Source organism: Ensifer sp. (assembly GCF_031989085.1).
Taxonomy (GTDB): Bacteria; Pseudomonadota; Alphaproteobacteria; order Rhizobiales; family Rhizobiaceae; genus Ensifer.
This window is the reverse complement of record NZ_DALZXU010000002.1, coordinates 554,111-579,441: the sequence shown is the minus strand read 5'-3', so window position 1 is coordinate 579,441 and position 25,331 is coordinate 554,111. Positions and strand designations below refer to the sequence as shown.

Sequence of the window (25,331 nt, the reverse complement as noted above, 5' to 3'; positions counted from 1 at the left end):
CCCATGCGCGACGCGACCCTGTCTGAGTTCCTGCCCGAACTCGTCAATATCCGCCACAGGTTGCACGAAATGCCGGAAATCGGCCTCTCCGAGGTCAAGACCTCCGAATTCGTCGCCGGCCTGCTGCAGTCCTGGGGCTTCGAAGTGACACGCGGTCTTGCAACGACCGGCATCGTCGCAACGCTGAAGCGCGGAAACAGCAACCGTTCGATCGGCTTTCGCGCCGACATGGATGCACTGCCGATGCAGGAAGAGACCGGGCTTGCCTATGAGAGCAAACATCCAGGCGCCATGCATGCCTGCGGCCATGACGGGCATACGAGCATGCTGCTCGGTGCTGCCTGGGCGCTGTCACAGGACGAAAGCTTCAACGGAACGGTCCATCTGATCTTCCAGCCGGCCGAGGAGAATTTCGGCGGCGGCAAGCTGATGATCGAGGATGGACTGTTCGAGCGCTTTCCCTGCGAACGCGTCTTTGCGCTCCACAATTGGCCGGGCCTGCCGGCCGGCACCTTTTCGACGCGCGCCGGTGCCATGGCCGCCTCGATCGACGTGCTGACGCTGACGATCAAGGGCAAGGGCGGCCATGGGGCGCAGCCGGAGCTGACGGTGGATCCCGTCGTTGTCGGCTCGAGCATCGTCATGGCGTTGCAGACGCTGGTGTCGCGCAACGTCTCGCCGCACCAGCCCTCCGTCGTCACCGTCGGCTCTTTCCAGTCGGGCTCTGCATCGAACATCATTCCCGATACGGCGGTGCTCGAGATCAGCATGCGGGCCACCGATCCCGTGGTGCGCAAGCAATTACAGGAGCGCGTCGAGCAGATCGCCCGCTTCCAGGCGCAGAGCTTCAATGCCGATGTCGCCTTCGGCTGGCAGGTCGGATATCCCGCGACGATCAACGACGCGGATTCGGTCGAGCACGCGCGTGCCGTGATTGCCGAAAAATTCGGCGAAGGTTCGTTCGTCGAACTTGCGGAACCGCTGATGGGCAGCGAGGACTTTTCCTTCCTCCTGGAAAAGGTTCCGGGCGCCTATGTCTTGATCGGCAACGGAGATTCGAGCGGATTGCACACGACCCGATACGATTTCAACGACGACATCCTGGAGCGCGGCGCGATGTATTTTTACCATCTCGCGCGCTCCGCGCTGGTGTAAGCCGAGGTATGGCGACCGGTATTCCGGTCGTCAGCCCACCCGCTTGAGATCGCCGAAAACCGTCGGGATCAGTTCCGACACCGTCGGGTGAATATGCACCGCATGCGTGATCGTGGTGTAGGGCTTTTTCGCATACATGACGTCGAGAATGCTCTGCACCGCCTCATCGCCACCCGTGCCCAAGATCGATGCGCCCAGGATCTCCTGGCTGTCGGCATCGACGACTACCTTCATGAAACCGTCGGTCTCGCCTTTTTCGACCGCCCGGCCGACACGGGTCATCGGCCGTGTTCCCACGGCAATGTTTCTCCCCGTTTTGCGCGCCTCCGTCTCGCTCATGCCGGCGCGCCCGAGCGGCGGGTCGATATAGAGCGCATAGGTCGAAATGCGATCGGTGACCTTTCGGGGCTCGCCGTCGAGCAGGTTGGCGGCGACGATCTCGAAGTCGTTATAGGCGGTGTGGGTGAAGGCGCCGCGGCCGTTGCAGTCACCCATGGCGAAGATATGCGGCACGTTCGTGCGCAAGGCGTCGTCGACCTCGACATAACCGCGCGCGTCGGTCTTCACGCCCGCCTTGTCGAGGCCAAGATCGTCGGTGTTCGGTCGGCGTCCGGTTGCAAGCAGTAGATGCGAGCCGATGATCTCAGGCGCGCCGGAGGTGCAGTCGACGCCGGCTGCGACGTCGTCGCCGTGTCTGGCAAAGTGGATACATTCGGCATTGAGCCGAAATTGAACGCCTTCTTTCGCGAGGATCGCAAGGACTGCGTCCGACACGTCGGCGTCCTCGCGCCCGATCAGTCTCGAGCCCTTCTCGATCACCGTCACCTCTGAGCCGAAACGCCGGAACATCTGCGCGAACTCAAGCCCGATATAGCTGCCGCCGACGATGATCAGGTGCCGAGGAAGGACGGCAAGGTCCATCATCGAGACATTGGTGAGGAAAGGTACGTCGTTGACGCCGGGAAAATCCGGCGTTGCCGCACGGCCCCCGGTATTGAGGAAGATCTGGTCGGCCGTGAGGATATCCTCGCCCACCCGGACGGTGTGCGGGTCCTCGAAGCGGGCGTGGCCCTCGATCACCGTGCAGTTTTCCATGCCCTTGAGCCAGTTTTCAACGCCCGAGCGGGCGTCGGTTCTGACCTTGTCCTTGCGCGCCATGACACGGGCAAAATCCACGGAAACCGGGCCCGTCGCCACCCCGAAATCGGCGCCGCGGCGGGCCATGTGAGCGGCGTAGGCGCTGGCGACCATCGCCTTGGTCGGCATGCAGCCGGTGTTGACGCAGGTGCCGCCAAAGAGCTTGCGCTCGATCAGAGCCACGGATTTGCCGGCAGCACTCAGGCGGCCAGCGAGTGATGGTCCCGCCTGTCCGGCGCCGATGATGATGGCGTCGAAGCGTTTGCTCATGACACCGAGGACACCACCCAAAGCGCGAGCAGGACGGCAACGATGTCTTCCAGCAGGGCGATCGGCAGATCCTTGCCACCTGTTGCTGCGACCAGCCGCTTGCGCGCCTCGTAGCCGCCAAGCGTACCGATCACGGCGCCGATGATGCCGGCAATCAGGCCGCCGATCAGCGATCCGCCGGCCGTGCCGATGACCGCGCCGCTGAAGCCGCCGCTGACGATACGCGCGCCGAACTGTTGCGGCACCTTGCGGCTTGGCGTGCCCGGCAACTGGTCGGTCACGAATTCGACAAGGGCAAGCAGCCCGAAGATGTAAGGCGTGAAGCGGAAAGCCAGGAAGGTAGCCCAGGTGCCGTTAAGCTGCAGCCAGCCCGCAGCGGCGGCAATGCTGACGGCGGCGGGTGCGGTCATGGCGCGAAGGCCAGCGACCACGCCGATGAGAAGCGCGAGAAGATAGATCGACATCAAGTCCCCGAACATTCGCCGGGCGAACCCTTGCCGCCAGCCCCCAGGCGGTTCGGGTCGAGCGGCATCGCAACCAAGAGTGAAAGCGCAGTGTCTGGCGGGCCACGATCAAAGTGACCGACAACGCTCCAGATTGCAACGGCCAATCGGATGCGGCGCACGCGTTAGTCTATGCTTTCAGTAGTTTTACTTAATGTTGGAATATTTCGTCCGCCACACTCTCCATGCGCAACCCTATTTTTCGTCTGGGACTGACATATATGGAATGGCTTGCCCGGACGGCGGGATTGTTCCGTGATCAAACTGCCGGACTGAATTTCGAGGGAGAATTCCATGCGCCTGACCAAACTGCTTATCGGTACAGCCTTTGCCTTCACGCTCACGGCAGCCGCCGCCAGCGCCGACGTCGTCGTCTCCTCCAAGATCGATACGGAAGGCGGCGTGCTCGGCAACATCATCCTGGCCGTGCTGAATGCCAACAACATCAAGACCGTAGACCGGGTACAGCTCGGCGCGACCCCTGTCGTGCGCAAGGCGATCACCGCCGGCGAGATCGACATCTATCCGGAATATACCGGCAATGCCGCCTTCTTCTTCGAAAAGGCCGACGATCCCGCCTGGAAGGATGCGACCAAGGCCTATGAGGCGGCAAAGAAGCTCGATTACGACGCCAACAAGATCGTCTGGCTGACGCCGTCGCCCGCCAACAACACCTGGGCGATCGGCCTGCGCAAGGATGTGGCCGAAGCCAACAAACTGGCCACACTTTCCGATTTTGGCAAGTACGTTGCCGGCGGCGGCAACATCGTGCTGGCGGCCTCGTCCGAATTCGTAAACTCCGCCGCGGCTCTTCCCGCATTCCAGACGACCTATGCCTTCACGCTGAAGCCGGAACAACTGATCACGCTTTCGGGTGGCGATACGGCAGCGACGATCGCTGCGGCCGCCAACCAGACCAACGGCGCCAATGCCGCCATGGTCTATGGAACCGATGGTGGCATCGCGCCTTCCGGGCTCGTGGTGCTGGAAGACGACAAATCGGTGCAGCCGGTCTACCAGCCGGCTCCGATCATCCGCGAGGCGGTGCTGAAGGAAAACCCTCAGATCGAGACCCTGCTGAAGCCGGTGTTCGAGAAACTCGACCTGGTGACGCTGCAGGAACTGAACGGCCGCGTGCAGGTGGGTGGCGAGCCGGCAAAGGCGGTCGCCCAGGACTTCCTGAAGAAAAACGGCTTCCTGAAATAGGTTGACGCAAAAGCGCGACGCTGGTCGGATGCAGCCATCCGGCCAGCGTTTTCTTTTCTGGGCATGGAACGACAAGGGTCCGTCAAGCGGGATCCGGGTGGGGAAAAAAGGGATCTGATGCAGCTGCGGGTGGACAAGCTCGGCGTAATCATTGCCGCACTGACGGCCTATGGCGCCTTTCTTGCGCCATTCGCGACCTTCCGGGCCAACCGCATCGTTGCGGGCGAAGGCCGTTCGATCAGCGAGGCGCTACCGCCGACATGGGCGGCTCTCGTTCTCCTCTTCATCATTGTCGCCATCATCCTCGCCATTCTAAAAACGCCGGGCGTGCTGCGCCTTACCATTGCCCTGTGCGCGCTGGCCGTGTTTGCGCTTGCGATAGGTGCTGCAGCCGGCCACCTGACGCCGCCCGAAAATACCTATGCCCGGGTTTCGCCCGCCTCCGGCTTCTGGCTCCTGCTGTTCGCGCTGGCTCTCCTGGCCGCCGACGCCCTGACGCGGCTCAGGCCGACGCCACTGGTGCGCGTCGTCATTCTTTTCGCGGTGCTCGGCTTTATCGCGGTGGTGCTGATATCAGGCGCCTGGGATGGCCTCTCGCTCCTCAAGGAGTATGCGAGCCGGGCCGATACATTCTGGTCCGAGGCCGGCAAGCATGTGATGCTGGCATTGGGGTCGCTTGCCGCCGCCACGGCTGTCGGCATTCCGCTCGGTGTTCTCTGCCATCGCGCCCCGCGCCTGCGTGACGGCCTGCTCGGCGCGTTGAATGCGATCCAGACGATCCCGTCGATCGCGCTCTTCGGCATCCTGATCGCACCGCTCGGCTGGATCGCGCTTCATGTCCCCGGCGCTGCCGCCATCGGCATTCGCGGTATCGGCACGGCGCCGGCCTTCGTCGCCCTCTTCCTCTATTCGCTTCTGCCGGTCGTCGCCAACACCGTGGTCGGGCTTGCCGGCGTGCCGAGGGAGGCCAACGAGGCGGCGCGTGGCATCGGCATGACCGACTTCCAGCGCCTTGCCGGCATCGAGTTTCCGCTGGCCTTCCCCGTCATTCTCACCGGCATTCGCATCGTCCTCGTCCAGAACATCGGGCTTGCCACCATCGCGGCATTGATCGGCGGTGGCGGCTTCGGCGTCTTCGTTTTCCAGGGCGTCGGGCAGACGGCGATGGACCTGGTGCTGCTCGGCGCGGTTCCGACCGTGCTTCTGGCGTTCACTGCGGCCATTGTCCTCGACGCCGTGATCGAGACGGCCACACCAAACCACAATCGGATGCAAAGCGCATGATCGAGATCGAAGGCATCACCAAGTGCTACGGCGAAACCACTGTCGTCAGGGATGTCAGCCTGACGATTGCGCCGCGCACGGTCACCGTGATTGTCGGCACCTCCGGCTCCGGAAAGACGACACTGCTCCGGATGATCAATCGTCTGGTCGAGCCGACCTCGGGTGCGATCCGCCTGGACGGCGAGGACAATCGCGCGCTGCCGGGCTACGAGCTGCGCCGCCGGATTGGCTATGCCATCCAGGGGCATGGCCTGTTTCCACATCGCACCGTTGCCCAGAATATCGCCACCGTGCCGACGCTGCTCGGTTGGGATCGCGCCCGCATCGACGCGAAGGTCAAGGAGTTGCTGACGCTCTTTCAGCTCGACCCGGCGGCGTTCGGGCCGCGTTATCCGCACGAACTCTCCGGCGGCCAGCAGCAGCGCGTCGGCGTTGCCCGGGCGCTGGCCGCGGAGCCGAAGGTGCTGTTGATGGACGAGCCGTTCGGTGCGCTCGATCCGATCATCCGCGCCAAGGCGCAGGACGATCTCCTGGCGATCCAGAAACATTTCGAGACGACCATCGTCCTCGTCACCCATGACATGGAGGAGGCCTTTCATCTGGCCGACCGGATTGCCGTCATGGACAAGGGCGAGGTGGTGCAATACGCGACGCCGGCCGAGATGCTCGTCAAACCGGCGACTACCTTCGTCGAAAGCCTGATCGGCGCCGGCGAGCGACCGTTTCGGCTGCTGGCGATCGAAACCGTCGCGGACGCCGTCGAGCCTGGCGCGGCGGAAGGCGAGGCGATATCGAGTGCGGCCAGCCAGCGCGAAGCCTTGTCGGCGCTGCTCTGGTCAGGACGCAAGGCACTTCCCGTCGTCGGACCCGATGGCGCCGTCATCGGCAGGGTCAGTCTGGAAGGCCTGGCGCAGCGTGCCGCGGGGCCAACCTGATGCTCAGACTTCCCAATCTGTTTCGGCTGCTGGCCCTTGCCTTTCTGATCGCGTTCCTCGTCCAGCCGCAATGGTTCGAGCCATTGTTGCGGCCACTTGTGCAGCAGAACGCGCCGGCGATCTACAATCAGGGCAGCCTGTTACAGCTGACATTGCTGCATCTGCGTACCGTTGCGATCGCAACGGCGGGCGCGACCGTCGTCGCGCTGGCGCTGGCGATCCTGGTGACACGGCCGTCGGGGGCGGAGTTCCTGCCGCTTTCGCGCAGCCTGGTGAATATCGGCCAGACCTTTCCGCCGGTCGCCGTGCTTGCGCTTGCTGTCCCGATCTTCGGTTTCGGCGAAAAGCCGACGCTAATCGCGCTTTTCCTCTATGGCCTGCTGCCGATCTTCGAGAACGCGCTGACGGGGCTGACGACCTTGCCGCCGGCGATCATGGAAGCGGCAAGGGGCACGGGCATGACCGGGCGTCAGAGGCTGATGAAGGTCGAGCTGCCGCTGGCGATGCCGGTCATCCTTGCCGGCATCCGGCTGTCCGTCGTCATCAGCCTGGCGACGGCGACGATCGGCTCGACCGTGGCGGCAAGGACGCTCGGCGAGGTGATCATCGCCGGACTGCAATCGAACAATCTTGCCTTTGTCGTGCAAGGCGGCCTCATCGTCGCCGTGCTTGCCGTCCTCATTCATGACGGTTTGCAGGCGGCCGAACGGAGCCTTGGTTCGCGAGTGGGGCGCTAGAGCGGACGCCGCCGGCAGGCGAGAGCGCTGCGGCGTTTGGCGCCTTTTCGTGTTAAGATAAAACGTGCTTTACCGCGGCGCCAAAAGTCCTGTCGTCAGGGATATGGGCGGGTTCAAGATCCGCCTCAATATGCCTGGATGGCTGCTGCCCAGACCCCGGGACCACGGCTATGGTCCGCTGGCAATGGTGGTCGAGTCCATGCTTGCACCCGGCAGGCTGATCGCCATGCACGAGCATCGCAACGATGAAATCCTCTCCTGGGTACCGCACGGGGTCATGCGTCACGATGATAGGGCAGGCGGGCGACTGGTGACGGACGGGGCGCACCTGATGGTGATGAATGCGGGACGCAGCTTCTGGCACTCGGAGGAGACACTGCCGAACGATCCGCCGCTCAGGATGCTGCAAATCCTGGTTCGTCCGCACACAGCCGACCTACCGGCACATATCCAGCACGGTCCCATTGCAGCCGCACCCGACAATAGGTGGCGGCATCTTGTCGGGGAGGAGGGCGGTGCTGCGCCGTTCTTCGTGCGCAACGCAATCGATATCTTCGACATCAGGCTCGAGGCGGGTGTGAGTGCCACCTTCCCGCAGGGGCCCGGGCGGCACCTCTACTTCTACGTTTTCTCCGGTGCGATAGAGGTCGCGGATGTCGGATTTGCGGAGGCCGATCAGGGCCTGTTTCCCTCTGATGGGCCACTTGCGCTTCGCGCCTCCGGCAGTTCGGTGGTCGTCGCATTCCTGATTGAGCCCGATGCGCCTTGCGCGCGGCAGGGGACCGTGGGCGACCATCGGAAGATACCGGCCCCCTTCTTCGCCCGGCCCCTTTTGCAGCTATTGCGCTGGCGCAACCGCCTCGTCGGACGATCCAGAACCAATTAGAAACCACTCACGCAACGTGCAGTGGTCTGGACCGATTTCCCCTTGTCGGAGAGTTGTGAGGAGGGCGCCATCTTTGGTTGCCGGTGGAAAGCCTGCAATTGCGGCATTTGCCTCCGTTATGAAAATGAATTTCACAATTTTACAAAATGCGCGGATATAGGTTGACGACCTGAAAAAACTGCACCAGTCTGCGAAAATAAATTACGCCATAAGGCAAGGGAACAGTGCGAGCATGAAAGTCGGGATAATCGGACTCGGATTCCGTCTCGGATATCTGGGCTACGTTTTCAAAGCCATGGACGAGAACTTCGAGATCGCGGGATACGTCGATCCGGCGCCTGCCGGGCTGCCGGGCCTGATCGAGAAGGGAATTTCCGCCGGCACGGCCTATGCGACGCCGCAAGAGCTGATCGCCAATGAAAAGCTCGACCTCCTGATGATCGGTTCGCCGAACCATTTGCATCTCGATCACATCCGCATCGGGCTGGAGGCCGGCCTCAAGGTCTTCAGCGAAAAGCCGATCGTGACGACCGTTCAGGAGAGCCTCGAGCTTGCGGGACTGATGGCGAAATTCGGGCATGAGCGGCTGATGGTCGGCCTCGTGCTGCGCTATGCGCCGATGTATCGCGATCTGCGCGCGGCCCTTGCTGAGGGCAAGCTCGGCCAGGTGGTCTCGATCGAGGCCTCCGAACATATCGAGCCTTATCACGGCGCCTTCTTCATGCGCGACTGGCGCCGCTACGAGCGCTATTCCGGTAGTTTCATGCTGGAAAAATGCTGCCACGACCTAGATCTTTACAACGGCGTCATCGGTGCAAGACCGGAACGGGTGGCGAGCTTCGGCGGCCGCAAGAGCTTCATTCCGGCCAACGACCCGGCGCGCGAAGGCATCAACGACCTCGAGCTGTTCCATCGCAAGCCAAGCGGCTGGATGGGCTCCGACAAGGTGTTCGACAGCGACGGCGACATCATCGATTACCAGGTCGCGATCGTCGAATATGCCAATGGCGTCGGCATGAACTTCCACACCAATCTCAATGTGCCGGACCAGTTCCGCCGGTTCTGCATCATGGGATCGCGCGGCATGGCCGAAGGCGACTTCATCCGCGGCTATTTCGACGTGCACGAGATGCTGACCGGCAAGAAGGTGATCGAGAACAAATACGCCGCCACCGAACTGTCGCAGCATTATGGTGCCGACGAGCAGATGGCGACTGATATCATCGGCCACGTCCGCGACGGCCGGCCGCTGCCGGTTTCGACGATCGATGCGCTCGAAGCCGGCATCCTCGCCTTGTCGATGGACGAGGCCCGCCGCAAGCGAAGCGTGATCGATCTCAGGCCCATCTGGGATCGCTTCGACGAAGCCCTGCATTCACGCGCGGCATGAGGGGAAGCGGGATGAGTGTTCAACGCAGCACGATCATCTTCGCCTGGATCCTGCTCTTGCCCGCCGTGCTCTATGTCACGGTTATCGTCGCCTATCCGCTCGTCGACACCTTCATCCTGTCGTTCACGGACGCCTCGCTGAAGAAGACGACGAACTGGGTCGGCTGGGTCAATTACGACAAGATCTTCAATGAGACCTTCGCCGAGGTCATCTTCCGCACCTTCGTGTGGACCTTCTTCTCGGTCTCGATCAAGATGATCATCGGCGTCTTCGGCGCGACGATGCTGAATGCGGCCGTGCCCGGCCGCGCACTCTTCCGGTTGCTCACCATGCCGCCATGGATCGTGCCGATGGCCATCGGCATCTTCATGTGGGGCTGGATGTATAACGGCCAGTTCGGCATGATTTCCGGCGTGCTGCAGAACTGGGGGCTGATCGATGGACCGATCGCCTTCCTCGCTCGCGGCTCCACCGCCTTCTGGGCAACGATCGTCACGGACGTGTGGATCGGCGTGCCGCTGGTCACGCTCTATATGCTGGCGGCGATGCAGGCGATCCCGCAGGACCTCTATGAGGCTGCCTGGACGGACGGGGCAGGGCGGTTCTACCGTTTCCGCCGGATCACGCTGCCGCTGCTGGTGCCGTCGCTGATCACCATGTCGATGCTGTCGCTGATCGCGACCTTCAACTCATTCGATATCATCTGGATCCTCACCCAGGGTGGCCCGAACGGCGAAACCACCACGATGATCATCGACACCTATCGCACCGCCATCGGCTCGAAGAAGTACGGGGAGGGTGCGGCCCGTGCCGTGCTGATCTGCATCTTCCTGTCGATCTTCTGCTTTGCCTATTTCCGGGTCACCAGCCGTCTGTCCGCGGGGGAACAGAAATGAGCCAGCCTGCCATGATCAACCGCTATCGCTGGTACGAACTCGTTGCCATCTATGCCGGCATCTTCGTGTTCCTGGCCTTCATTCTGGCGCCGTTCGTCGAAGGCTTCATCGTATCGCTGAAGCCGCTCAGCCTGCTTTTCTCGTCGCCCTACAAGTTCTGGCCCGAGAACGGTTCGTTTGCGGCCTACTACACCATGTGGGAAAGCGTGCCGGGCTTTGCCCGATACATCTTCAATTCCTTCTTCATCTCGACGATCGTCACGGCTATCGTTCTGATCCTGGTCATTCCCGCAGCCTACGCCTTTGCCCGTTTCAACTTTCGCGGCAGCGGGCTGCTGCTCGGGGCCTTCCTCGCGGTCAACATGTTTTCCGGCGCCGTCCTGCTGATCCCGCTCTTCCGGTTGATGCGCAGCTTCGGCGTGCTCAACACCTATCTCGCCATGATCATGCCGGGCGTTGCCTTCCTGATCCCGTCGGCGATCTGGCTGCTGCGCACCTACATGATGCGCATCCCGCGCGAGCTGGACGAGGCGGCCTTCGTCGACGGTGCGAGCCATTTCTATACGCTCCGCCGCGTGATCCTGCCGATCGCCATGCCGGGCATCACGGTGGTGGCGATCACAACCTTCATCGGCGCCTATGCCCAGCAGTTCATCTACGCACTGACCTTCAACTCCAAGACCGAATACATGCCGCTGCCGGTTGGGCTGTTTGCCTATTTCGGCCGCCAGGAGGTCATCTGGAACGAGCTCATGGCGGCGAGCTTTGTCGGCATCGCCCCGGCGGTCGTCGTGATCTTTCTCCTACAACGGTATCTCGTCAGCGGGCTGACCGCGGGCGCGGTGAAACAATAAGACCAACCAACCACCAGAGAACGGGAGCATAAAAAGGTGTCAATTCAATTCAAGACAGGGGTATTCGCACTCGCCCTGCTCGGCTCGACCACGCTCGGCGGCATCGCCGCCCAGGCCGCCGACCAGGAGATCAGCTGGATCTACTGCGGCGACACCATGGACGCGGTGCATGCCAAGTACATCAAGCAGTGGGAAGAAAAGAACCCGGGCTGGAAGGTCACGCCGGAAGTTGTCGGCTGGGCTCAGTGCCAGGACAAGGCGACGACGCTCGCGGCCGCCGGCACGCCGGTCGCCATGGCCTATGTCGGCTCGCGCACACTGAAGGAGTTCGCCCAGAACGACCTGATCGTGCCCGTGCCGATGACGGACGAGGAGAAGAAGACCTACTACCCCAACATCGTCGACACGGTGACCTTCGACGGCAACCAGTGGGGCGTTCCCGTCGCCTTCTCGACCAAGGCGCTCTACTGGAACAAGGACCTGTTCAAGCAGGCTGGCCTTGATCCCGAGAAGCCGCCGAAGACCTGGGCCGAAGAGATCGAGTTTGCCAAGGCGATCAAGGAAAAGACCGGCCTTGCCGGCTATGGTCTCCCGGCCAAGACCTTCGACAACACGATGCACCAGTTCATGCATTGGGTTTACACCAACAACGGCAAGGTGATCGACGGCGACAAGATCGTCATCGACAGCCCGGAAGTTCTGGCCGCACTCCAGGCCTACAAGGATATCACGCCGTACTCCGTCGAAGGTGCGACCGCCTACGAACAGAACGAGATGCGCGCCATCTTCCTCGATGGCAAGGTCGGCATGCTGCAGTCGGGCTCAGGTGCGGCCGTGCGCCTGAAGGATACCAAGGTCAACTGGGGCGTCGCGCCGCTGCCGCTCGGCCCGTCGGCCAAGGGTGAGGGCACGCTGCTGATCACCGACAGCCTGGCGGTCTTCAAGGGTTCCGGCGTCGAGGAAAAGGCGATCGAATTTGCCAAGTTCATCACCTCGCCCGGTCCGCAAGGTGAGTATGAGCTGCAGGGCGCTGCCGGCCTGACGCCGCTTCGTCCGTCGCCGATGGTCGATGAGTTCGTTAAGAAGGATCCCTACTGGAAGCCGTTCATCGACGGCATCGCCTTTGGTGGTCCCGAGCCGCTCTTCACCGACTACAAGGGCTTCCAGAACGTCATCATCGCCATGGTCCAGTCGGTCGTGACCGGCCAGGCCGAGCCGGCCGACGCCTTGAAGAAGGCAGCTGGCGAACTCGAAGAGTACAAGTAAGATCATCGGGCCGCGGACCTCCAGTTCGCGGCCCTGACCAATCCGCTATGAACGGGCCGCTTGCAGCCGGCGGCCGGAGACAGTTTCTTGGGACAGCTCAATCTCAACAGGGTTCAGAAATTCTACGGGACATTCGAGGTGCTGAAGGGCATCGAACTCGAAGTCAGGAACGGTGAGTTCGTGGTTTTCGTCGGGCCGTCCGGTTGTGGCAAGTCGACATTGCTCAGGATGATAGCCGGTCTCGACGGGACCAGCTCGGGGGACATCCTGATCGATGGCAAGCGGGTCAACGACCTGCCGCCGGTCAAGCGCGGGATCGCCATGGTCTTCCAGTCCTATGCGCTCTATCCGCACATGACCGTCTTCGAGAACATCGCCTTTCCGCTTCGCGTCGAAAAGATGGCGGAAGAGAAACTGAAGGCCAAGGTGGAGCAAGCGGCTCGCATTCTCCACCTCGACCAGCGCCTGCAGCAGAAGCCGGGCATGCTCTCGGGCGGCCAGCGCCAGCGCGTGGCCATCGGCCGGGCGATCGTGCGTGAGCCGAAGATCTTCCTGTTCGACGAGCCGCTCTCAAACCTCGATGCGGCGCTGCGCGCCGACATGCGCATCGAACTGGCGAAGCTGCATCGGCAATTGAAGGCGACGATGATCTACGTCACGCACGACCAGGTCGAAGCGATGACGATGGCGGACCGGATCGTCGTGCTCAATGCCGGTGAAATCGCCCAGACCGGCGCGCCGCTCGAGCTCTACCACAAGCCAGCCAACATCTTTGTCGCCGGCTTTATCGGCAATCCGAAGATGAACTTCCTGCCGGTGACCTGCAAAGGCGCAAGCGACGAAGGCGTGGTGGTCGACTACAAGGGCCAGACGGTCGTCGTTCCTGTTCGGCCGCATGGCGGCCTCGTCGGGCGGACATTGACGCTGGGTGTTCGGCCGGAACACATCCTGCTTGGCGCCGGTGACCTTACTCTGACCGTGACGCCGACCGTGATCGAACGTCTTGGCGCACACACCGTCGCCTATGCCGCCATCAGCGGCGAAGGCGAGAACTACTGCGCGATGCTGCCGGGCACGGTGGCGATCCGCCCGGAAGAGACGGTGCAGACGGGCATTCGTGCCGCCGATTGCCATCTCTTCGACGAGGCGGGGATAGCGCTCGAGCGTCGCGTGGAACTCACGGATATCGACATGGGGCTGTTAAACCCGGCTGCGGCCTGAGCAGACCGCCTACGCAATCGGCCGCCGTCCATGGCTTGGACGGCGGCCTTTTTCATAAGCAATGGCGTCGGTTGTTTTGGTGCCGCCTGACCGGCAGCTGCCGACCTCGGGGGCTCGGCCGGGTAAGTGCGCGGCGGCTCAGGCCGCGCCCTTCTTAAGGCCATGCGGGTCGGCAACCCTGGGCCAGATATTGGCCGATGCGCGCCGATAGGCGGTTCTCGCGGGATTGTTCGGGTAGGGCGTGCCGGCCGAACAATAGAGGATCTCGGCCGCGATCTTCGAGAACGAGGCGTAGAAGTGGTTGGTCGACTTGATGACCAGGATATGTTTCGTCCGCGGGTCGACGCCCATCACCGAGAAGAGGCTGGGATCGAAGCTTTGCGCCCGCGTCGAATTGAGAATAATGTCGATGCCGCGGTAGGAAATGAGTGCTGAATCGCCGAAAGGCGCGAAACTCTCGCCGAACCGCATCTCCGCATCGCGCACCAGCTTGATAACCTTGACGACACCGTCGACCGGGTTGCCGGTACCGGGTGCCGATTTGGCGCCGAAGCGCAACGGAATTTCCGCGCCTTCGCCGGCGGCCATGCAGATCTGGACAGCCATCGGGTCCCAGATCGTGCCGACGGCGGCGTTGGTTGCGCCGCGCGCCAGCAGTTCTTCGAGCAGGACTGTCGCGTCGCCCGCCGTACCTCCTCCTGGATTGTCCCAGACATCGGCAATCACGACCGGGCCCTTGGTAGCCGCGAGCGCCTGGGTGACGGCCTGCTTCTCGTCGATCTGCGGCATGATGAAGGTGCCGCGGTGCGAAAAGAGCTCGAGCCCCAGTTCCCGCGCCAGCGCTGCCCCCTTCTCAGGCTTGCCGTTCGTCACGGCCAGCACCTTCGTTCCCATTTCGGGGACGTCGCCGGCCATGAAACCGTGCACCACAGACAGCGACAGGATATCGGAATCGTCCGCCTCGATCCGCATCAGCTTGTCGACGAACGAGCGCATCGGCTCGCGCGACGTCGGGTAGACGTCGATCATGCGGCAGTCGAAGATGGACATGACAGGATTGACGCGGCCTTCCAGCGCGTCGATGGCGATGCGCCAGAGGTCCTCGGCGCGGTCGACGAAATCCGTGTGCGGGAATTCCTTGAAGTAGACGAAGAAGTTGGACGCCGAAGCACGCTTGCCCGTCAGGTGGCTGTGCGGATCGAGTTCGGCGCAGACCAGAACATCGGGGCCGACAATCTCGCGGATCCGGGTCAGAAGGTCGCCTTCGGGATCCTCGTAGCCATCGGCGACCATGGCGCCGTGAAGGCCCATGACGACGGCATCGACAGGCAGTGCTGCGCGCAACTGGCCGAGGATTTCGTCACGCAGACCTTCATAGGTCTGTCGGTTGACGAGCCCGGCCGGATCCGCCCAGGTGGCGGTGCCCTCGATCAGCGTCCAGCCCTTTTCCGCAGCTATGCGGCGACCGACCGTGATCGGCGCCGTACAGAGGGTCGGGGTTTCCGGATGCTCGCCCGGCGGCGCATAGAGCGATGCCTCGAAGGCCCGGCGGTCTATGCAGATAGGAGAGAACGTGTTGGTTTCCGTCGCAAGCGCCGCTGTGAAAATCCGCAATGCCGTTGCCTTTCAAGTCGTCGCCTGTTTAAGCCGCGCCCATCGGGTACGGCAGGTAACCGGTGAAGCCGGAAATCTTCCAGCGTCCTTCGTGCAGGCGGCAGTAGTAGAGGGTCTGCCATTGCATGACGTCGAAACTGCCGTCGGACTTCTTCAAGCCGCCATCGAACTTCTTGCGGACCAGGGCGAAATCGCCGTTGATTTCGATGTCCTCGAGCGTCGTGGTGGTGAAGATCGCCGTGCGCGTGTCCTCGGCAAAGGAAAGGCCCGCGAAGTCGTTCGCCTGTCGCAGCCATTCGTCGCGATAGGCTGCGAGCGACGGGAAGGTCAGGCGCCAGTTGTCGGGATTGGTCTCGCGGCGCCCGTCGATGCCGATGAATCCGTCTTCGACGAAATCGCCCGCAACCATCGACCAGTCGGCTGCCAGGAAGGCGTCGATGTCGCGCGGCACCAGCATCTCCCAGATGGCATGACGCGCAGCGTCGGAAGAGGGAAACGGATTGAGGAAGGGATCCCGCATGTTTTCGCCCTGGATTGAAATTCTTTTCATGAATGGTGTTTTTCGCTGGTCAAATTCGGCTTAATATGGTCACTTGTCAACGATCAAAGAAAATAATTTGCACGAAGGCACACATGACCATCAAGCGTTATGGCACCGAGCAAGTCGGTGCTGGCGGTAAGCCATTACCTTTTGCGCGCGCCGTCGAGGCAGACGGCTGGCTGCATGTTTCCGGGCAGGTCGCCATGGAAAAGGGCGAGATCATCGAAGGCGGAATCATCCCGCAGACGCACAAGACGATCGCCAATCTTCTGGCCATTCTGGAAGAGGCCGGATACGGTCCGGAGCACGTGGTGCGTTGTGGCGTCTGGCTCGACGACCCGCGCGATTTCTGGACTTTCAACAAGATCTATCAGGAATATTTCGGTGCGCATCCACCGGCTAGGGCCTGCGTCCAGTCGTCGATGATGGTCGATTGCAAGGTCGAGATCGACTGCATCGCCTACAAGCCGAAGGAAAGCTGAGAGACCTTAAGGACATCAGCTGCCGATGGATATTTTCGCGACACTTCAGGAAGAAAAGGGCCGGCTCTCGCAATCGGAGAACCGGATCGCCGATATTCTGCTGAACGACTTCGAGTTCGCGGTGAATGCGTCGATCATCGAGCTGGCTGGCAAGGCCGATGTCTCTCCGCCGACGGTCACGCGTTTCTGTCGCCGGCTCGGCTGCGAAAGTTTCTCCGATTTCAAGGTGCAACTGGCGCGCACCGCCTATATTGGCATGCGCTACCTGAAGCCGGAACCGAAGAGCCGCGAAACGGGCGATGTCGCCCAGGACATCATCACCAAGGCGCAGAACGCATTGTTCCTGCTGCATCGCTCGCTCGATCACGCGGCGATCGAGCAGGCCGTCGAGCGTATCGCCTCCGCCGACATGATCTATGCCTTCGGGTCGGGCGGCAACTCCTCGATGATCGCCAGCGAGCTGCAGAACCGGCTCTTCCGTTATGGCCTGCGCGTGACCGCCAGTTCCGACCACAGCATGCAGTTGATGATGGCGGCTGCCGCGCGTCCGAGCGATGTGCTGATCGGTTCGTCGTTCTCCGGCCGCAACGCTGAACTCGTGCGAGCCTTTACGCTGGCGCGCGAGCTCAAGGTTCCGACGATCGCGCTTACCCAGAGCAACAGCCCTGTCGCGGCCGCCGCAACGATCACTGTTCCGGTCGATCTGCCCGAGGGCAACAACATCTACCGTCCCACCTCCACCCGCGTCGCCTATCTGGCGCTGCTCGACATCCTCGCAAGCCTCGTCGCCTACCGGGTCCAGCCGCAGGCGACAGTTACACTTCGGCGCATCAAACAGCAGCTGGTGACCCACCGCGACGGTGACGACCGCCAGCTGATGGGAGACTGATGTGCCGCGAAAGGTTTTCGCATGACGCACTCTGTCGCCATCGTCACCGGTGCAGCCGGCGATATCGGCCGCGCCATCGCCCGGCGCCTCGGTGACGACCACGATGTCGTGCTGCTTGCCGATATCGACAGCGAGGCCGCGGACAAGGCGGCACTCGAGATTGGAGACAGCACACGCTTCGTACCGATTGCTTGCGATGTCACGGATGCGAAAAGTGTCGCCGAGCTTGCAGCAGCCGCTGCTGCGCGTGGGGTCGTGCGCACGCTGGTCAACAACGCTGGCGCTGCGCGCGCCGTAAGCCTGCATGAGACGACGCCGGAAATCTGGCGCGCTGACAATGCGCTGAACCTCGAAGCGGCGTTCCTGTGCTTTCGCGCCGTCGAAGACATGCTGAAGGAAAGCCGGGGCTCGGTGGTCAACATCGCCTCGGTCAACGGCATGAATGTCTTCGGGCATCCCGCCTACAGCGTCGCCAAGGCCGGCCTGCTGCATCTGACGCGACTGATCGCGGTGGAATACGGCAAATTCGGCATCCGCTCCAATGCCGTCGCTCCGGGCACGGTAAGGACGCAGGCATGGGAGGCGCGTGCCGCGGTCAACCCGCAAGTCTTCGAAGAGGCGCGCCGCTGGTATCCGCTTCAGCGCATCGTCAATCCCGACGACGTCGCCAATGCCGTCCATTTTCTCGCGGGCTCGATGGCTGCAGCCATCTCCGGCGTCTGCCTTCCGGTCGATTGCGGATTGACGGCCGGCCAGGCGGAACTGGCGCGCACTTTCTCGCAATCAAGCCACTACTGACCTTAAGACTTCTCGGAGGAAGATCATGGCGCCGGTTCACTATCGTCTCGAAGCGTCCTGGCAGCCCGACGGCGGCGCGTTCGGCCGGTTCACTTTCACGCTGTTCAATTTTTCGGATGCGCCGCTCTCGGGGTTCAGGCTTGCCTATACCTCGCTAACCCGCGTCATCGTGCCGGAAGCCTGCGACAACGCAATGTTCCTGCGTCGCAACGCCAACTTCCACGAATTCGCGCCGCCGGTGGGGTTGACGCTTGCCCCCGGCGAAAGCTGGGCGTTTACGGTGAGCGGCCTGCACCGCAATGCGAAGCATTGCACGGACGGTGCGAAATCGGCCTATCTGACGCTGGCAAGCGGCGCGCATGTCCCGGTTGCCGTCTCCGACCTGCTTCTCGAAAATGCGGTCAGCGAGCCGCCGCCCCGGCGCCTGCCCGAAGGCAAGCTCGACGTGCCGTTTTCGATCCAGCCATGGCCGGCGCAGGTCGATGTCGCGGCCGACGACGGTTTTCCCGTCGTCCTCTACCCGGCGGCCGGTACGGCGCCCGACGATATCGCGGCGATCGGCGGCGTGCTGGCGCTGTTTCACCGGCTGTTTTCTGATGGCCACGCACCCTTCAGCCTGGTTGCTACCTCCCAGGGGCGAGCGATCGTCTTTGCAAAGAATGCGGCACTGGCGCCTGAAGCCTACGAACTCGCCTTTTCGACGGGTGAGATCGGCCTTTCCTATGGCGGACCGGCTGGCCGGCAATATGCGCTGACGACGCTCGCGCAACTGCTGAATGGCGCCCGTACCCATCCGGACAAATTCCGCTTTCCGGCGCAGGGCAAGATCGGCGACGCGCCGCGCTACGGCTGGCGGGGCTGCCATCTCGACGTCTCCAGGCAATTCTACCCGACATCCGACGTCTCGCGCCTTATCGACATCCTCGCCTGGTTCAAGCTCAACATCTTCCATTGGCATCTGACGGATGACGAGGCCTGGCGGCTCGAGATCAAGGCCTATCCGACCTTGACGACGCTCGGCGTCCTGCGCGGGCCGGATGAGCCGCTGCTGCCGCAACTCGGCAACGGTGCGGCGCCGGTCGGCGGCTTCTACAGTCAGGACGAGGTGAGGGCCTTGGTCGCTCAAGGCGCAGCGCTACATGTGGAGATCGTGCCCGAGATCGATATTCCCGGCCACAGCACCGCGACCCTCGTTGCCCTGCCTGATCTGGCCGATGGGCAGGAGGCACCGGAGAGCTACCACTCTGTTCAGGGCTACCCGAACAACGCGCTCAATCCCGCAATCGATTTCACCTACGAATTCCTCGAAAAAGTCCTCGACGAAATCGTCGAACTATTCCCGAGCCAGTACATCCATATCGGTGGCGACGAGGTTGCCAACGGCTCGTGGCTTGCCTCGCCGCTGGCGAAGAAGCTGATGGAGAAAGAGGGGCTCTCCGGCACGTTTGCGCTGCAGTCTTTCTTCCTGGGCAAGGTCAAGCGGATGTTGACGGCGCGCGGGCGCAAGCTTGCGGGCTGGAACGAGGTTGCCCATGGCGGCGGAGTTTCGACCGAAGGCACGCTGCTGATGGCCTGGGAGCGGCCCGAGGTCGGTATCGAGCTGGCGCGCGAAGGCTATGACGTGATGATGACCCCCGGCCAGGCCTATTATCTCGACATGGCGCAGGCCGATGCCTGGCAGGAACCGGGCGCAAGCTGGGCCGGCACGGCAACGCCGGCGCATACCTATGGCTATGAGGCCGAGGGAGCGTTTCCCGAGGAGTTGAAGCCGCGCATGAAGGGCGTCCAGGCCTGCATCTGGTCGGAGCATTTCCTGTCGCGCGGCTATTTCAACCATCTCGTCTTCCCCAGGCTGTGTGCCATAGCCGAGGCCGCATGGACCCCGAAATCCGCCAAGGACTGGCAGCGCTTCGCGGCGATCGCCCCCTTGAGCCCCGAGCTGTGACAGGAGCTTTCATGCGCATTGCCGTCGGCGGTATCCACACGGAGTGCAGCACCTATTCGCCGGTGCTGATGGCAGCTGAGGATTTCCGTGTCCTGCGCGGCCCCGATCTGCTTCAGGCTGAATATTTCGATTTCCTTGACGCCGAAGGCATCGAGCATTTGCCGCTGCTGCACGCTCGGGCCGTGCCCGGCGGCCCGGTCTCGCGGCCGACCTATGATGCATTCAAGGCCGAGTTTATCGAGCGCCTGGAGCAGGCGCTGCCGATCGACGGGCTTTATCTTGCGATGCACGGCGCAATCAAAGTCGACGGCATGCAGGATGCCGAGGGCGACTGGATCGCGGCTGCAAGAGGTGTCGTTGGACCGGATTGCCCGATCGCTACCAGCTACGACCTGCATGGCAATGTCAGCCAGCGCATCATTGACCAGATCGACATCTTCGCCGGCTATCGCACGGCGCCGCACATCGACACGCGCGAAACGATGATCCGCGCCTGGACCATGCTCGTTTCATCGCTGCTTGGCGGCACCCGGCCAGGCGTCGCCTGGGCGAAGATCCCGGTCCTTTTGCCGGGAGAGTGCACGTCGACCGAGGATGAGCCGGCAAGGAGTCTCTACCTGCAGCTACCCGATGTCGATGGACGGCCGGGCGTTCTCGATGCCAACCTGATGGTCGGCTATGTCTGGGCCGACGAGCCGCGCGCCACGGCCTGCGCCGTGATTACCGCAACCGACCGGGCTGCAGCGACGCATGCGGCCGCCGACATCGCGGCAGGATATTGGGCGGAGCGCCGCAATTTCCGGTTTGGTCCGGTGACGGGCGGGCTCGACGCGATGCTCGATATCGCCGAGAAGGCGACGACATCGCCGATCATTCTCGCCGATTCCGGCGACAACCCGACCGGCGGCGGCGTTGGTGATCGCGCCGACGTGCTGAAGGCGCTGTTGGCGCGCGGCTGGCGCGGCGCGCTCATCGCCGGTATCGCCGATCGTCCGGCGGTCGATGCCTGCTTTGCAGCCGGCGTCGGCGAAACATTGATGCTGAAGATCGGCGGAAGCCTCGATCCGGCAAGCCCGGTTGCGGAGATGCTGGTCGACGTCGTGCGGCTTGATGATCCCGGTCAGCAAAAGGAGCGCCAGGCGGTGGTGCGCGCGGGCGCGATCGATGTCGTGCTTTCGGCGCGGCGTCGGCCCTATCACAACATCGAGGATTTTCGCCGGCTCGGCCTCGACCCGCAGTCGGTCCGGCTGCTGGTGGTCAAATCCGGTTATCTTTCACCGGAACTTGCGCCGATCGCCAATCCCAACCTGATGGCTTTGACCGACGGCGTCGTCAACCAGGACATTGCCGGTCTTGCCAGCCTCCACCGCCAGCGCCCGGTCTTTCCCTTCGATCAGGAATTCGAATACACGCCGGAGGTGAAATTCTCGGCGCGCTGGCCGAATCGGTGTAAGCCATCTCACGCAATAAATCGTCGGCGGGTGCCGCCGACGCCAAACTCCCCTCTTGACATCGCCTCCTTCGCGGACGTGCATCATCATGACATCAACGCTTCTCAGCGCCATGCGCAACCCGGCCATGCGGGTCAGCATGGTGGCAATCTTCCTGTTCGGCTTCGCAGGGGCAGCGACCTCGCCCTATCAGTCGGTCGTCGGCATCAACGAGCTGGGCCTCAGCGACGCCGTCTACTCGCTGCTGATCCTCCTCGCTTCGACCGTCAACGTCATTGTCAGTGTCTCGATCGGCATTCTGGCGGATCGGGTCGGTAATTACCGGCTACTGATGTCGACAGCGATCCTGTTCGGCGTCATCGGTTACGGCATCGTCTACGTGCTGCCGTACCAGACGAGCTTCGTCATCAGCGTCCTGGTGTTCATGCCGATCTACGGTGCGCTCTACACGCTGCTCTTTGCCAATGTGCGCAGCATCGCCCGCCGCATGAGCGGGCATGACGCGGCCTCGCTGACGACGGGCGCGCGCGCGGCGATATCGGTGTCCTGGGTTCTGGTGCCAGGGCTTGTGGGCTTCGCGCTGGCGGGCGGCGAAAGCATGCTGCCGGCCTATCTGCTCGCCTGCCTTGGTTGTCTTGCAAATCTGCTGATCGTCTATTTTCGATTGCCCAACGAAGGTGGGGCCGACGCATCGCTCGGCGGCCGGCTTTCCTACTGGACGTCGTTTCGCGAGATCCTGGCGCCGTGCATTTTCCTCAGGGTCATTGCCGTTGCGACCATCACGTCGACGCTGCACGTCAACGCCGCGGTGCTACCCTTGATCATGACCGACGAGATCGGCGGCAGCGTCACGGATATCGGCATCATCGTCGGTATCGTCGCCTTCCTCGAAGTCGTCTTCATCTTCGTCTGGGCGCGCATCCAGTCGAGCCTGGTTCCGTTCAAGGCGCTGGCGCTGGGGACGGCCATCTACATCGGCTACATGGTGCTGCTCGGCTTTTCGACGGCCACCTGGCAGATCTACGCCTTGACTTTGATCAGTGCTTTCGGCGCGGCAGCGTTGATCACCATCCCGATCAGCTATCTTCAGGAACTGATCGCGGATCGGCCGGGCCTCGGAAGCTCGCTGCTCGCAGTCAACCTGTTCTTAAGCGGCGGGCTTTGCGCTGGGCTTTTTGCTCTTGGCACGCGGATCAGCGACTATTCCGGAACGGCGCTGCTCGGCGGTGTCGGGGGATTTGCCGGCCTGGTGCTGCTGCTGGTGCTTGACGGAGATAGAAAGGGCGGCCGTATCGTCGGCCGCTGACCAGTTCACTCAAAGGGCTCGTCGACGTACTTGCACGTCACTGTCATCAGATTGTCTGCAAGGCATTTCTTCTTCTGATCGACGAGGATCATGATCCGCGAGATGAAGCGCGAGAAATCGGCTTTGCTGGAGCTGAAGGTGGTGATCCCGAATGCGTGCGCCTGGGCCTGCGCCACACAGGTCGCCAGCTCCAGATCGGGCACATCGCTGTTGGCGACGACGACGGCCCTGTCGAACCGTCCATCTGCGGTGTAGTTCACCGCAGAAGCACAATTTCCGGCGCCGGTTGCGGCGGTATCGTTCAGCAGCCTCGTGTAGTAGGGGTCGAAATTGAAACTATCAATTTTTCCGTGGTCGATCTGACCACTACGGATCGCGCCGTCTCGGAAAATGACCCCAATCGTGTTCTGGCCGAGGCCCGGTTGCGTCCTGACTTCAATTCCAGCGGCAAGGGCGAGCATCTGAACTGTTGACAGGACCACATCCCGCTTCTTGGTTTCGCCCTGGCTCATTCCCACGCCGAGATATTCGGGCAAGGCCGTGAACTGCCGCTCACCGTTGCGAACAGGGCCGAGGAAACTTGTGTTTTGCGCTTGCGATGGCGAAGCGACAAGGACGCTCGCGAGTAGCCCTGCGGTAAGGGCGAAGTGCCTAATAGTTCTTCTCTTGCTTTCACCCTCAGACATAAATTTTCTCATGAAAAATCAGCGTTAGCGTCCGAAGAAAAGAGAACTCCGCAATGCGTCAACGGCAATGCGACATTTTCTCTTCCTGTGTCGTATTGCCACTAACAGTTGCTGGTTTTCAAGGCAAGGAAGACCGTCGACATCCACCTTCGCGCATGTCCGTTCAAAAGCGATTGGGGCGCCTTTCGGCGCCCCAATGAAAATCTCAGTTGCCGAGGATTCCCGGCAGCCGCAGGCCCTTGTCCTTGGCGCAGTCCACGGCGATGTCATAGCCCGCATCCGCATGGCGCATGACGCCGGTGGCCGGGTCGTTCCAGAGCACGCGCTCCAGGCGCTTTGCGGCATCATCAGAGCCATCGGCGCAGATGACGACGCCCGAATGCTGAGAGAAACCCATGCCGACGCCGCCGCCATGGTGCAGCGACACCCAGGTGGCGCCTGAGGCGGTGTTGAGCAGCGCGTTCAAGAGCGGCCAGTCCGAGACGGCGTCCGAACCGTCCTTCATTGCTTCGGTCTCGCGGTTCGGTGATGCCACCGAGCCGGAATCCAGATGGTCGCGGCCGATGACGACGGGTGCCTTGAGTTCGCCGTTGCGGACCATCTCGTTGAAGGCGAGGCCGAGGCGATGGCGATCGCCGAGACCGACCCAGCAGATGCGCGCCGGCACGCCCTGGAACGAGATGCGCTCGCGTGCCATGTCGAGCCAGTTGTGCAAGTGGGTGTTGCCCGGGGTCAGTTCCTTGACCTTGGCATCCGTCTTGTAGATGTCTTCCGGATCACCCGAAAGCGCCGCCCAGCGGAACGGACCGATGCCGCGGCAGAAGAGTGGTCGAATATAGGCCGGCACGAAGCCAGGGAAGGCGAAGGCGTTTTCGAGGCCTTCTTCCTTGGCGACCTGACGGATGTTGTTGCCATAGTCGAAGGTCGGGATGCCCATGTCCTGGAAGGCGATCATCGCTTCGACATGCTCGCGCATCGAGGCGCGCGCGGCCTTCTCGACGGCCTTCGGGTCGCTTTCGCGTCTGGCCTTCCACTCGGCCATGGTCCAGCCCTTCGGCAGGTAGCCGTTGACAGGATCATGCGCCGAGGTCTGGTCGGTGACCATGTCCGGACGGATGCCGCGGCGGACCATTTCCGGCAGGATTTCGGCAGTGTTGCCGAGCAGGCCGACGGACTTGGCTTCGCCGTTCTTCGTCCAGCGGGCGATGATCTCCATCGCCTCGTCCAGCGTCTCGGCCTTTTCGTCGAGGTAGCGAGTGCGCAGGCGGAAATCGATCGAGTCCGGGTTGCATTCGACGGCAAGGCACGAGGCGCCTGCCATGACGGCCGCCAGCGGCTGCGCACCGCCCATGCCGCCGAGGCCGCCGGTCAGCACCCACTTTCCCTTCAGGTTGCCGCCATAATGCTGGCGGCCGGCCTCGACGAACGTCTCGTAGGTACCCTGGACGATGCCCTGCGTGCCGATATAGATCCACGAGCCGGCGGTCATCTGGCCGTACATGGCGAGACCCTTCTTATCCAGCTCGTTAAAGTGATCCCACGTTGCCCAGTGCGGCACCAGGTTGGAGTTGGCGATGAGAACGCGCGGCGCATCCTTGTGGGTGCGAAAGACGCCAACCGGCTTGCCGGACTGCACCAGCAGCGTTTCGTCTTCGTTGAGGTCCTTCAGCGTCTCGACGATCTTGTCGAAATCCGCCCAGGTGCGGGCGGCGCGGCCGATGCCGCCATAGACCACCAGTTCGTGCGGGTTTTCCGCGACGTTCGGATCGAGGTTGTTCATCAGCATGCGCAGCGGCGCTTCGGTCATCCAGCTCTTGGCATTGAGCGTGGTGCCCTGCGGGGCGCGCACGTCGCGAATGTTGTGGCGCGGATTGTTCAT

At 62.5% G+C, this 25,331-nt stretch carries 22 protein-coding genes and 1 pseudogene; 17 read left to right on the top strand and 6 right to left on the bottom strand.

The window, feature by feature from the left end; genetic code table 11:
- Positions 1–3 precede the first annotated feature (3 nt).
- The gene (locus tag RTP54_RS15550) at positions 4–1,155 is read left to right on the top strand and encodes a M20 aminoacylase family protein (protein ID WP_312363948.1); all 1,152 of its coding nucleotides are present in this window, start codon (positions 4–6) and stop codon (positions 1,153–1,155) included.
- 30 nt (positions 1,156–1,185) lie between these two features.
- Here RTP54_RS15550 and RTP54_RS15545 read toward each other — a convergent pair whose 3' ends face one another.
- The gene (locus tag RTP54_RS15545; RefSeq protein ID WP_312363946.1) at positions 1,186–2,562 is read right to left on the bottom strand and encodes an FAD-containing oxidoreductase; all 1,377 of its coding nucleotides are present in this window, start codon (positions 2,560–2,562) and stop codon (positions 1,186–1,188) included.
- Positions 2,559–3,026: a DUF4126 domain-containing protein gene (locus RTP54_RS15540; protein WP_112809693.1), complete on the bottom strand. Its 468-nt coding sequence runs from the start codon at positions 3,024–3,026 to the stop codon at positions 2,559–2,561. The genes RTP54_RS15545 and RTP54_RS15540 overlap by 4 nt, the downstream gene beginning before the upstream one ends.
- Before the next feature lie 333 nt (positions 3,027–3,359).
- Here RTP54_RS15540 and RTP54_RS15535 point away from each other — a divergent pair, with 333 nt between their 5' ends.
- The 10 genes from RTP54_RS15535 (at position 3,360) to RTP54_RS15490 (ending at position 13,740) form a co-directional block, all read left to right on the top strand.
- Positions 3,360–4,271, top strand: a complete 912-nt coding sequence (locus RTP54_RS15535) for an ABC transporter substrate-binding protein (RefSeq protein ID WP_312363943.1) — start codon at positions 3,360–3,362, stop codon at positions 4,269–4,271.
- 117 nt (positions 4,272–4,388) lie between these two features.
- A complete protein-coding gene (locus tag RTP54_RS15530) occupies positions 4,389–5,555 on the top strand; it encodes an ABC transporter permease (protein ID WP_312363941.1) in 1,167 nt (388 codons plus the stop codon).
- Positions 5,552–6,490, top strand: coding sequence for an ABC transporter ATP-binding protein (locus tag RTP54_RS15525; RefSeq protein ID WP_312363939.1), 939 nt, complete (start codon positions 5,552–5,554; stop codon positions 6,488–6,490). Before RTP54_RS15530 ends, RTP54_RS15525 begins: the two co-directional genes overlap by 4 nt.
- Positions 6,490–7,227, top strand: coding sequence for an ABC transporter permease (locus RTP54_RS15520; RefSeq protein ID WP_312363937.1), 738 nt, complete (start codon positions 6,490–6,492; stop codon positions 7,225–7,227). Before RTP54_RS15525 ends, RTP54_RS15520 begins: the two co-directional genes overlap by 1 nt.
- 64 nt (positions 7,228–7,291) lie before the next feature.
- Positions 7,292–8,113: a pirin family protein gene (locus tag RTP54_RS15515; RefSeq protein WP_312363935.1), complete on the top strand. Its 822-nt coding sequence runs from the start codon at positions 7,292–7,294 to the stop codon at positions 8,111–8,113.
- A 232-nt stretch (positions 8,114–8,345) separates the two neighbouring features.
- Positions 8,346–9,503: a Gfo/Idh/MocA family protein gene (locus RTP54_RS15510; RefSeq protein ID WP_112809560.1), complete on the top strand. Its 1,158-nt coding sequence runs from the start codon at positions 8,346–8,348 to the stop codon at positions 9,501–9,503.
- 11 nt (positions 9,504–9,514) lie between these two features.
- Positions 9,515–10,399, top strand: a complete 885-nt coding sequence (locus RTP54_RS15505; protein WP_112809559.1) for a carbohydrate ABC transporter permease — start codon at positions 9,515–9,517, stop codon at positions 10,397–10,399.
- The gene (locus RTP54_RS15500; protein WP_112809558.1) at positions 10,396–11,253 is read left to right on the top strand and encodes a carbohydrate ABC transporter permease; all 858 of its coding nucleotides are present in this window, start codon (positions 10,396–10,398) and stop codon (positions 11,251–11,253) included. Before RTP54_RS15505 ends, RTP54_RS15500 begins: the two co-directional genes overlap by 4 nt.
- A gap of 36 nt (positions 11,254–11,289) precedes the next feature.
- Positions 11,290–12,519, top strand: a complete 1,230-nt coding sequence (locus RTP54_RS15495) for an ABC transporter substrate-binding protein (protein ID WP_112809557.1) — start codon at positions 11,290–11,292, stop codon at positions 12,517–12,519.
- 87 nt (positions 12,520–12,606) lie between these two features.
- The gene (locus RTP54_RS15490; protein ID WP_112815235.1) at positions 12,607–13,740 is read left to right on the top strand and encodes an ABC transporter ATP-binding protein; all 1,134 of its coding nucleotides are present in this window, start codon (positions 12,607–12,609) and stop codon (positions 13,738–13,740) included.
- 138 nt (positions 13,741–13,878) lie between these two features.
- Here RTP54_RS15490 and RTP54_RS15485 read toward each other — a convergent pair whose 3' ends face one another.
- The gene (locus RTP54_RS15485) at positions 13,879–15,354 is read right to left on the bottom strand and encodes a M81 family metallopeptidase (protein ID WP_312363929.1); all 1,476 of its coding nucleotides are present in this window, start codon (positions 15,352–15,354) and stop codon (positions 13,879–13,881) included.
- 28 nt (positions 15,355–15,382) lie between these two features.
- Positions 15,383–15,874: a hypothetical protein gene (locus RTP54_RS15480; protein WP_312364426.1), complete on the bottom strand. Its 492-nt coding sequence runs from the start codon at positions 15,872–15,874 to the stop codon at positions 15,383–15,385.
- Positions 15,875–15,987: 113 nt separating this feature from the next.
- Here RTP54_RS15480 and RTP54_RS15475 point away from each other — a divergent pair, with 113 nt between their 5' ends.
- From RTP54_RS15475 to RTP54_RS15450, 6 genes and pseudogenes are all read left to right on the top strand, one after another.
- Positions 15,988–16,377, top strand: coding sequence for a RidA family protein (locus RTP54_RS15475; RefSeq protein WP_112833258.1), 390 nt, complete (start codon positions 15,988–15,990; stop codon positions 16,375–16,377).
- A 25-nt stretch (positions 16,378–16,402) separates the two neighbouring features.
- Entirely contained in the window at positions 16,403–17,266 is an 864-nt protein-coding gene (locus RTP54_RS15470; protein ID WP_112809552.1) for a MurR/RpiR family transcriptional regulator, read from the top strand.
- A gap of 21 nt (positions 17,267–17,287) precedes the next feature.
- A complete protein-coding gene (locus RTP54_RS15465; RefSeq protein ID WP_312363926.1) occupies positions 17,288–18,064 on the top strand; it encodes an SDR family oxidoreductase in 777 nt (258 codons plus the stop codon).
- A 25-nt stretch (positions 18,065–18,089) separates the two neighbouring features.
- Positions 18,090–20,009, top strand: coding sequence for a beta-N-acetylhexosaminidase (locus tag RTP54_RS15460; RefSeq protein WP_312363924.1), 1,920 nt, complete (start codon positions 18,090–18,092; stop codon positions 20,007–20,009).
- 11 nt (positions 20,010–20,020) lie between these two features.
- Positions 20,021–21,448: pseudogene (locus RTP54_RS15455) on the top strand (M81 family metallopeptidase); the annotation flags it as partial.
- 100 nt (positions 21,449–21,548) lie between these two features.
- On the top strand, positions 21,549–22,766 hold the full coding sequence (locus RTP54_RS15450) for an MFS transporter (RefSeq protein ID WP_312363921.1): 1,218 nt from the start codon (positions 21,549–21,551) through the stop codon (positions 22,764–22,766).
- A gap of 5 nt (positions 22,767–22,771) precedes the next feature.
- Here the strand turns inward: RTP54_RS15450 and RTP54_RS15445 are convergent, their stop codons facing one another.
- The gene (locus RTP54_RS15445) at positions 22,772–23,452 is read right to left on the bottom strand and encodes a hypothetical protein (RefSeq protein WP_112809548.1); all 681 of its coding nucleotides are present in this window, start codon (positions 23,450–23,452) and stop codon (positions 22,772–22,774) included.
- A gap of 205 nt (positions 23,453–23,657) precedes the next feature.
- Entirely contained in the window at positions 23,658–25,331 is a 1,674-nt protein-coding gene (hutU, locus tag RTP54_RS15440) for a urocanate hydratase (RefSeq protein WP_162703539.1), read from the bottom strand.

What these genes read in the sequence shown, in the direction of transcription:
- RTP54_RS15480 (WP_312364426.1), bottom strand. Translation starts at nt 15,874, where the DNA reads ATGCGGGATCCCTTCCTCAATCCGTTTCCCTCTTCCGACGCTGCGCGT.
- RTP54_RS15550 (WP_312363948.1), top strand. Translation starts at nt 4, where the DNA reads ATGCGCGACGCGACCCTGTCTGAGTTCCTGCCCGAACTCGTCAATATC.
- RTP54_RS15460 (WP_312363924.1), top strand. Translation starts at nt 18,090, where the DNA reads ATGGCGCCGGTTCACTATCGTCTCGAAGCGTCCTGGCAGCCCGACGGC.
- RTP54_RS15445 (WP_112809548.1), bottom strand. Translation starts at nt 23,452, where the DNA reads ATGTCTGAGGGTGAAAGCAAGAGAAGAACTATTAGGCACTTCGCCCTT.
- RTP54_RS15535 (WP_312363943.1), top strand. Translation starts at nt 3,360, where the DNA reads ATGCGCCTGACCAAACTGCTTATCGGTACAGCCTTTGCCTTCACGCTC.
- RTP54_RS15510 (WP_112809560.1), top strand. Translation starts at nt 8,346, where the DNA reads ATGAAAGTCGGGATAATCGGACTCGGATTCCGTCTCGGATATCTGGGC.
- RTP54_RS15545 (WP_312363946.1), bottom strand. Translation starts at nt 2,562, where the DNA reads ATGAGCAAACGCTTCGACGCCATCATCATCGGCGCCGGACAGGCGGGA.
- RTP54_RS15505 (WP_112809559.1), top strand. Translation starts at nt 9,515, where the DNA reads ATGAGTGTTCAACGCAGCACGATCATCTTCGCCTGGATCCTGCTCTTG.
- RTP54_RS15465 (WP_312363926.1), top strand. Translation starts at nt 17,288, where the DNA reads ATGACGCACTCTGTCGCCATCGTCACCGGTGCAGCCGGCGATATCGGC.
- RTP54_RS15520 (WP_312363937.1), top strand. Translation starts at nt 6,490, where the DNA reads ATGCTCAGACTTCCCAATCTGTTTCGGCTGCTGGCCCTTGCCTTTCTG.
- RTP54_RS15530 (WP_312363941.1), top strand. Translation starts at nt 4,389, where the DNA reads ATGCAGCTGCGGGTGGACAAGCTCGGCGTAATCATTGCCGCACTGACG.
- hutU (WP_162703539.1), bottom strand. Translation starts at nt 25,331, where the DNA reads ATGAACAATCCGCGCCACAACATTCGCGACGTGCGCGCCCCGCAGGGC.
- RTP54_RS15475 (WP_112833258.1), top strand. Translation starts at nt 15,988, where the DNA reads ATGACCATCAAGCGTTATGGCACCGAGCAAGTCGGTGCTGGCGGTAAG.
- RTP54_RS15540 (WP_112809693.1), bottom strand. Translation starts at nt 3,026, where the DNA reads ATGTCGATCTATCTTCTCGCGCTTCTCATCGGCGTGGTCGCTGGCCTT.
- RTP54_RS15525 (WP_312363939.1), top strand. Translation starts at nt 5,552, where the DNA reads ATGATCGAGATCGAAGGCATCACCAAGTGCTACGGCGAAACCACTGTC.
- RTP54_RS15450 (WP_312363921.1), top strand. Translation starts at nt 21,549, where the DNA reads ATGACATCAACGCTTCTCAGCGCCATGCGCAACCCGGCCATGCGGGTC.
- RTP54_RS15500 (WP_112809558.1), top strand. Translation starts at nt 10,396, where the DNA reads ATGAGCCAGCCTGCCATGATCAACCGCTATCGCTGGTACGAACTCGTT.
- RTP54_RS15470 (WP_112809552.1), top strand. Translation starts at nt 16,403, where the DNA reads ATGGATATTTTCGCGACACTTCAGGAAGAAAAGGGCCGGCTCTCGCAA.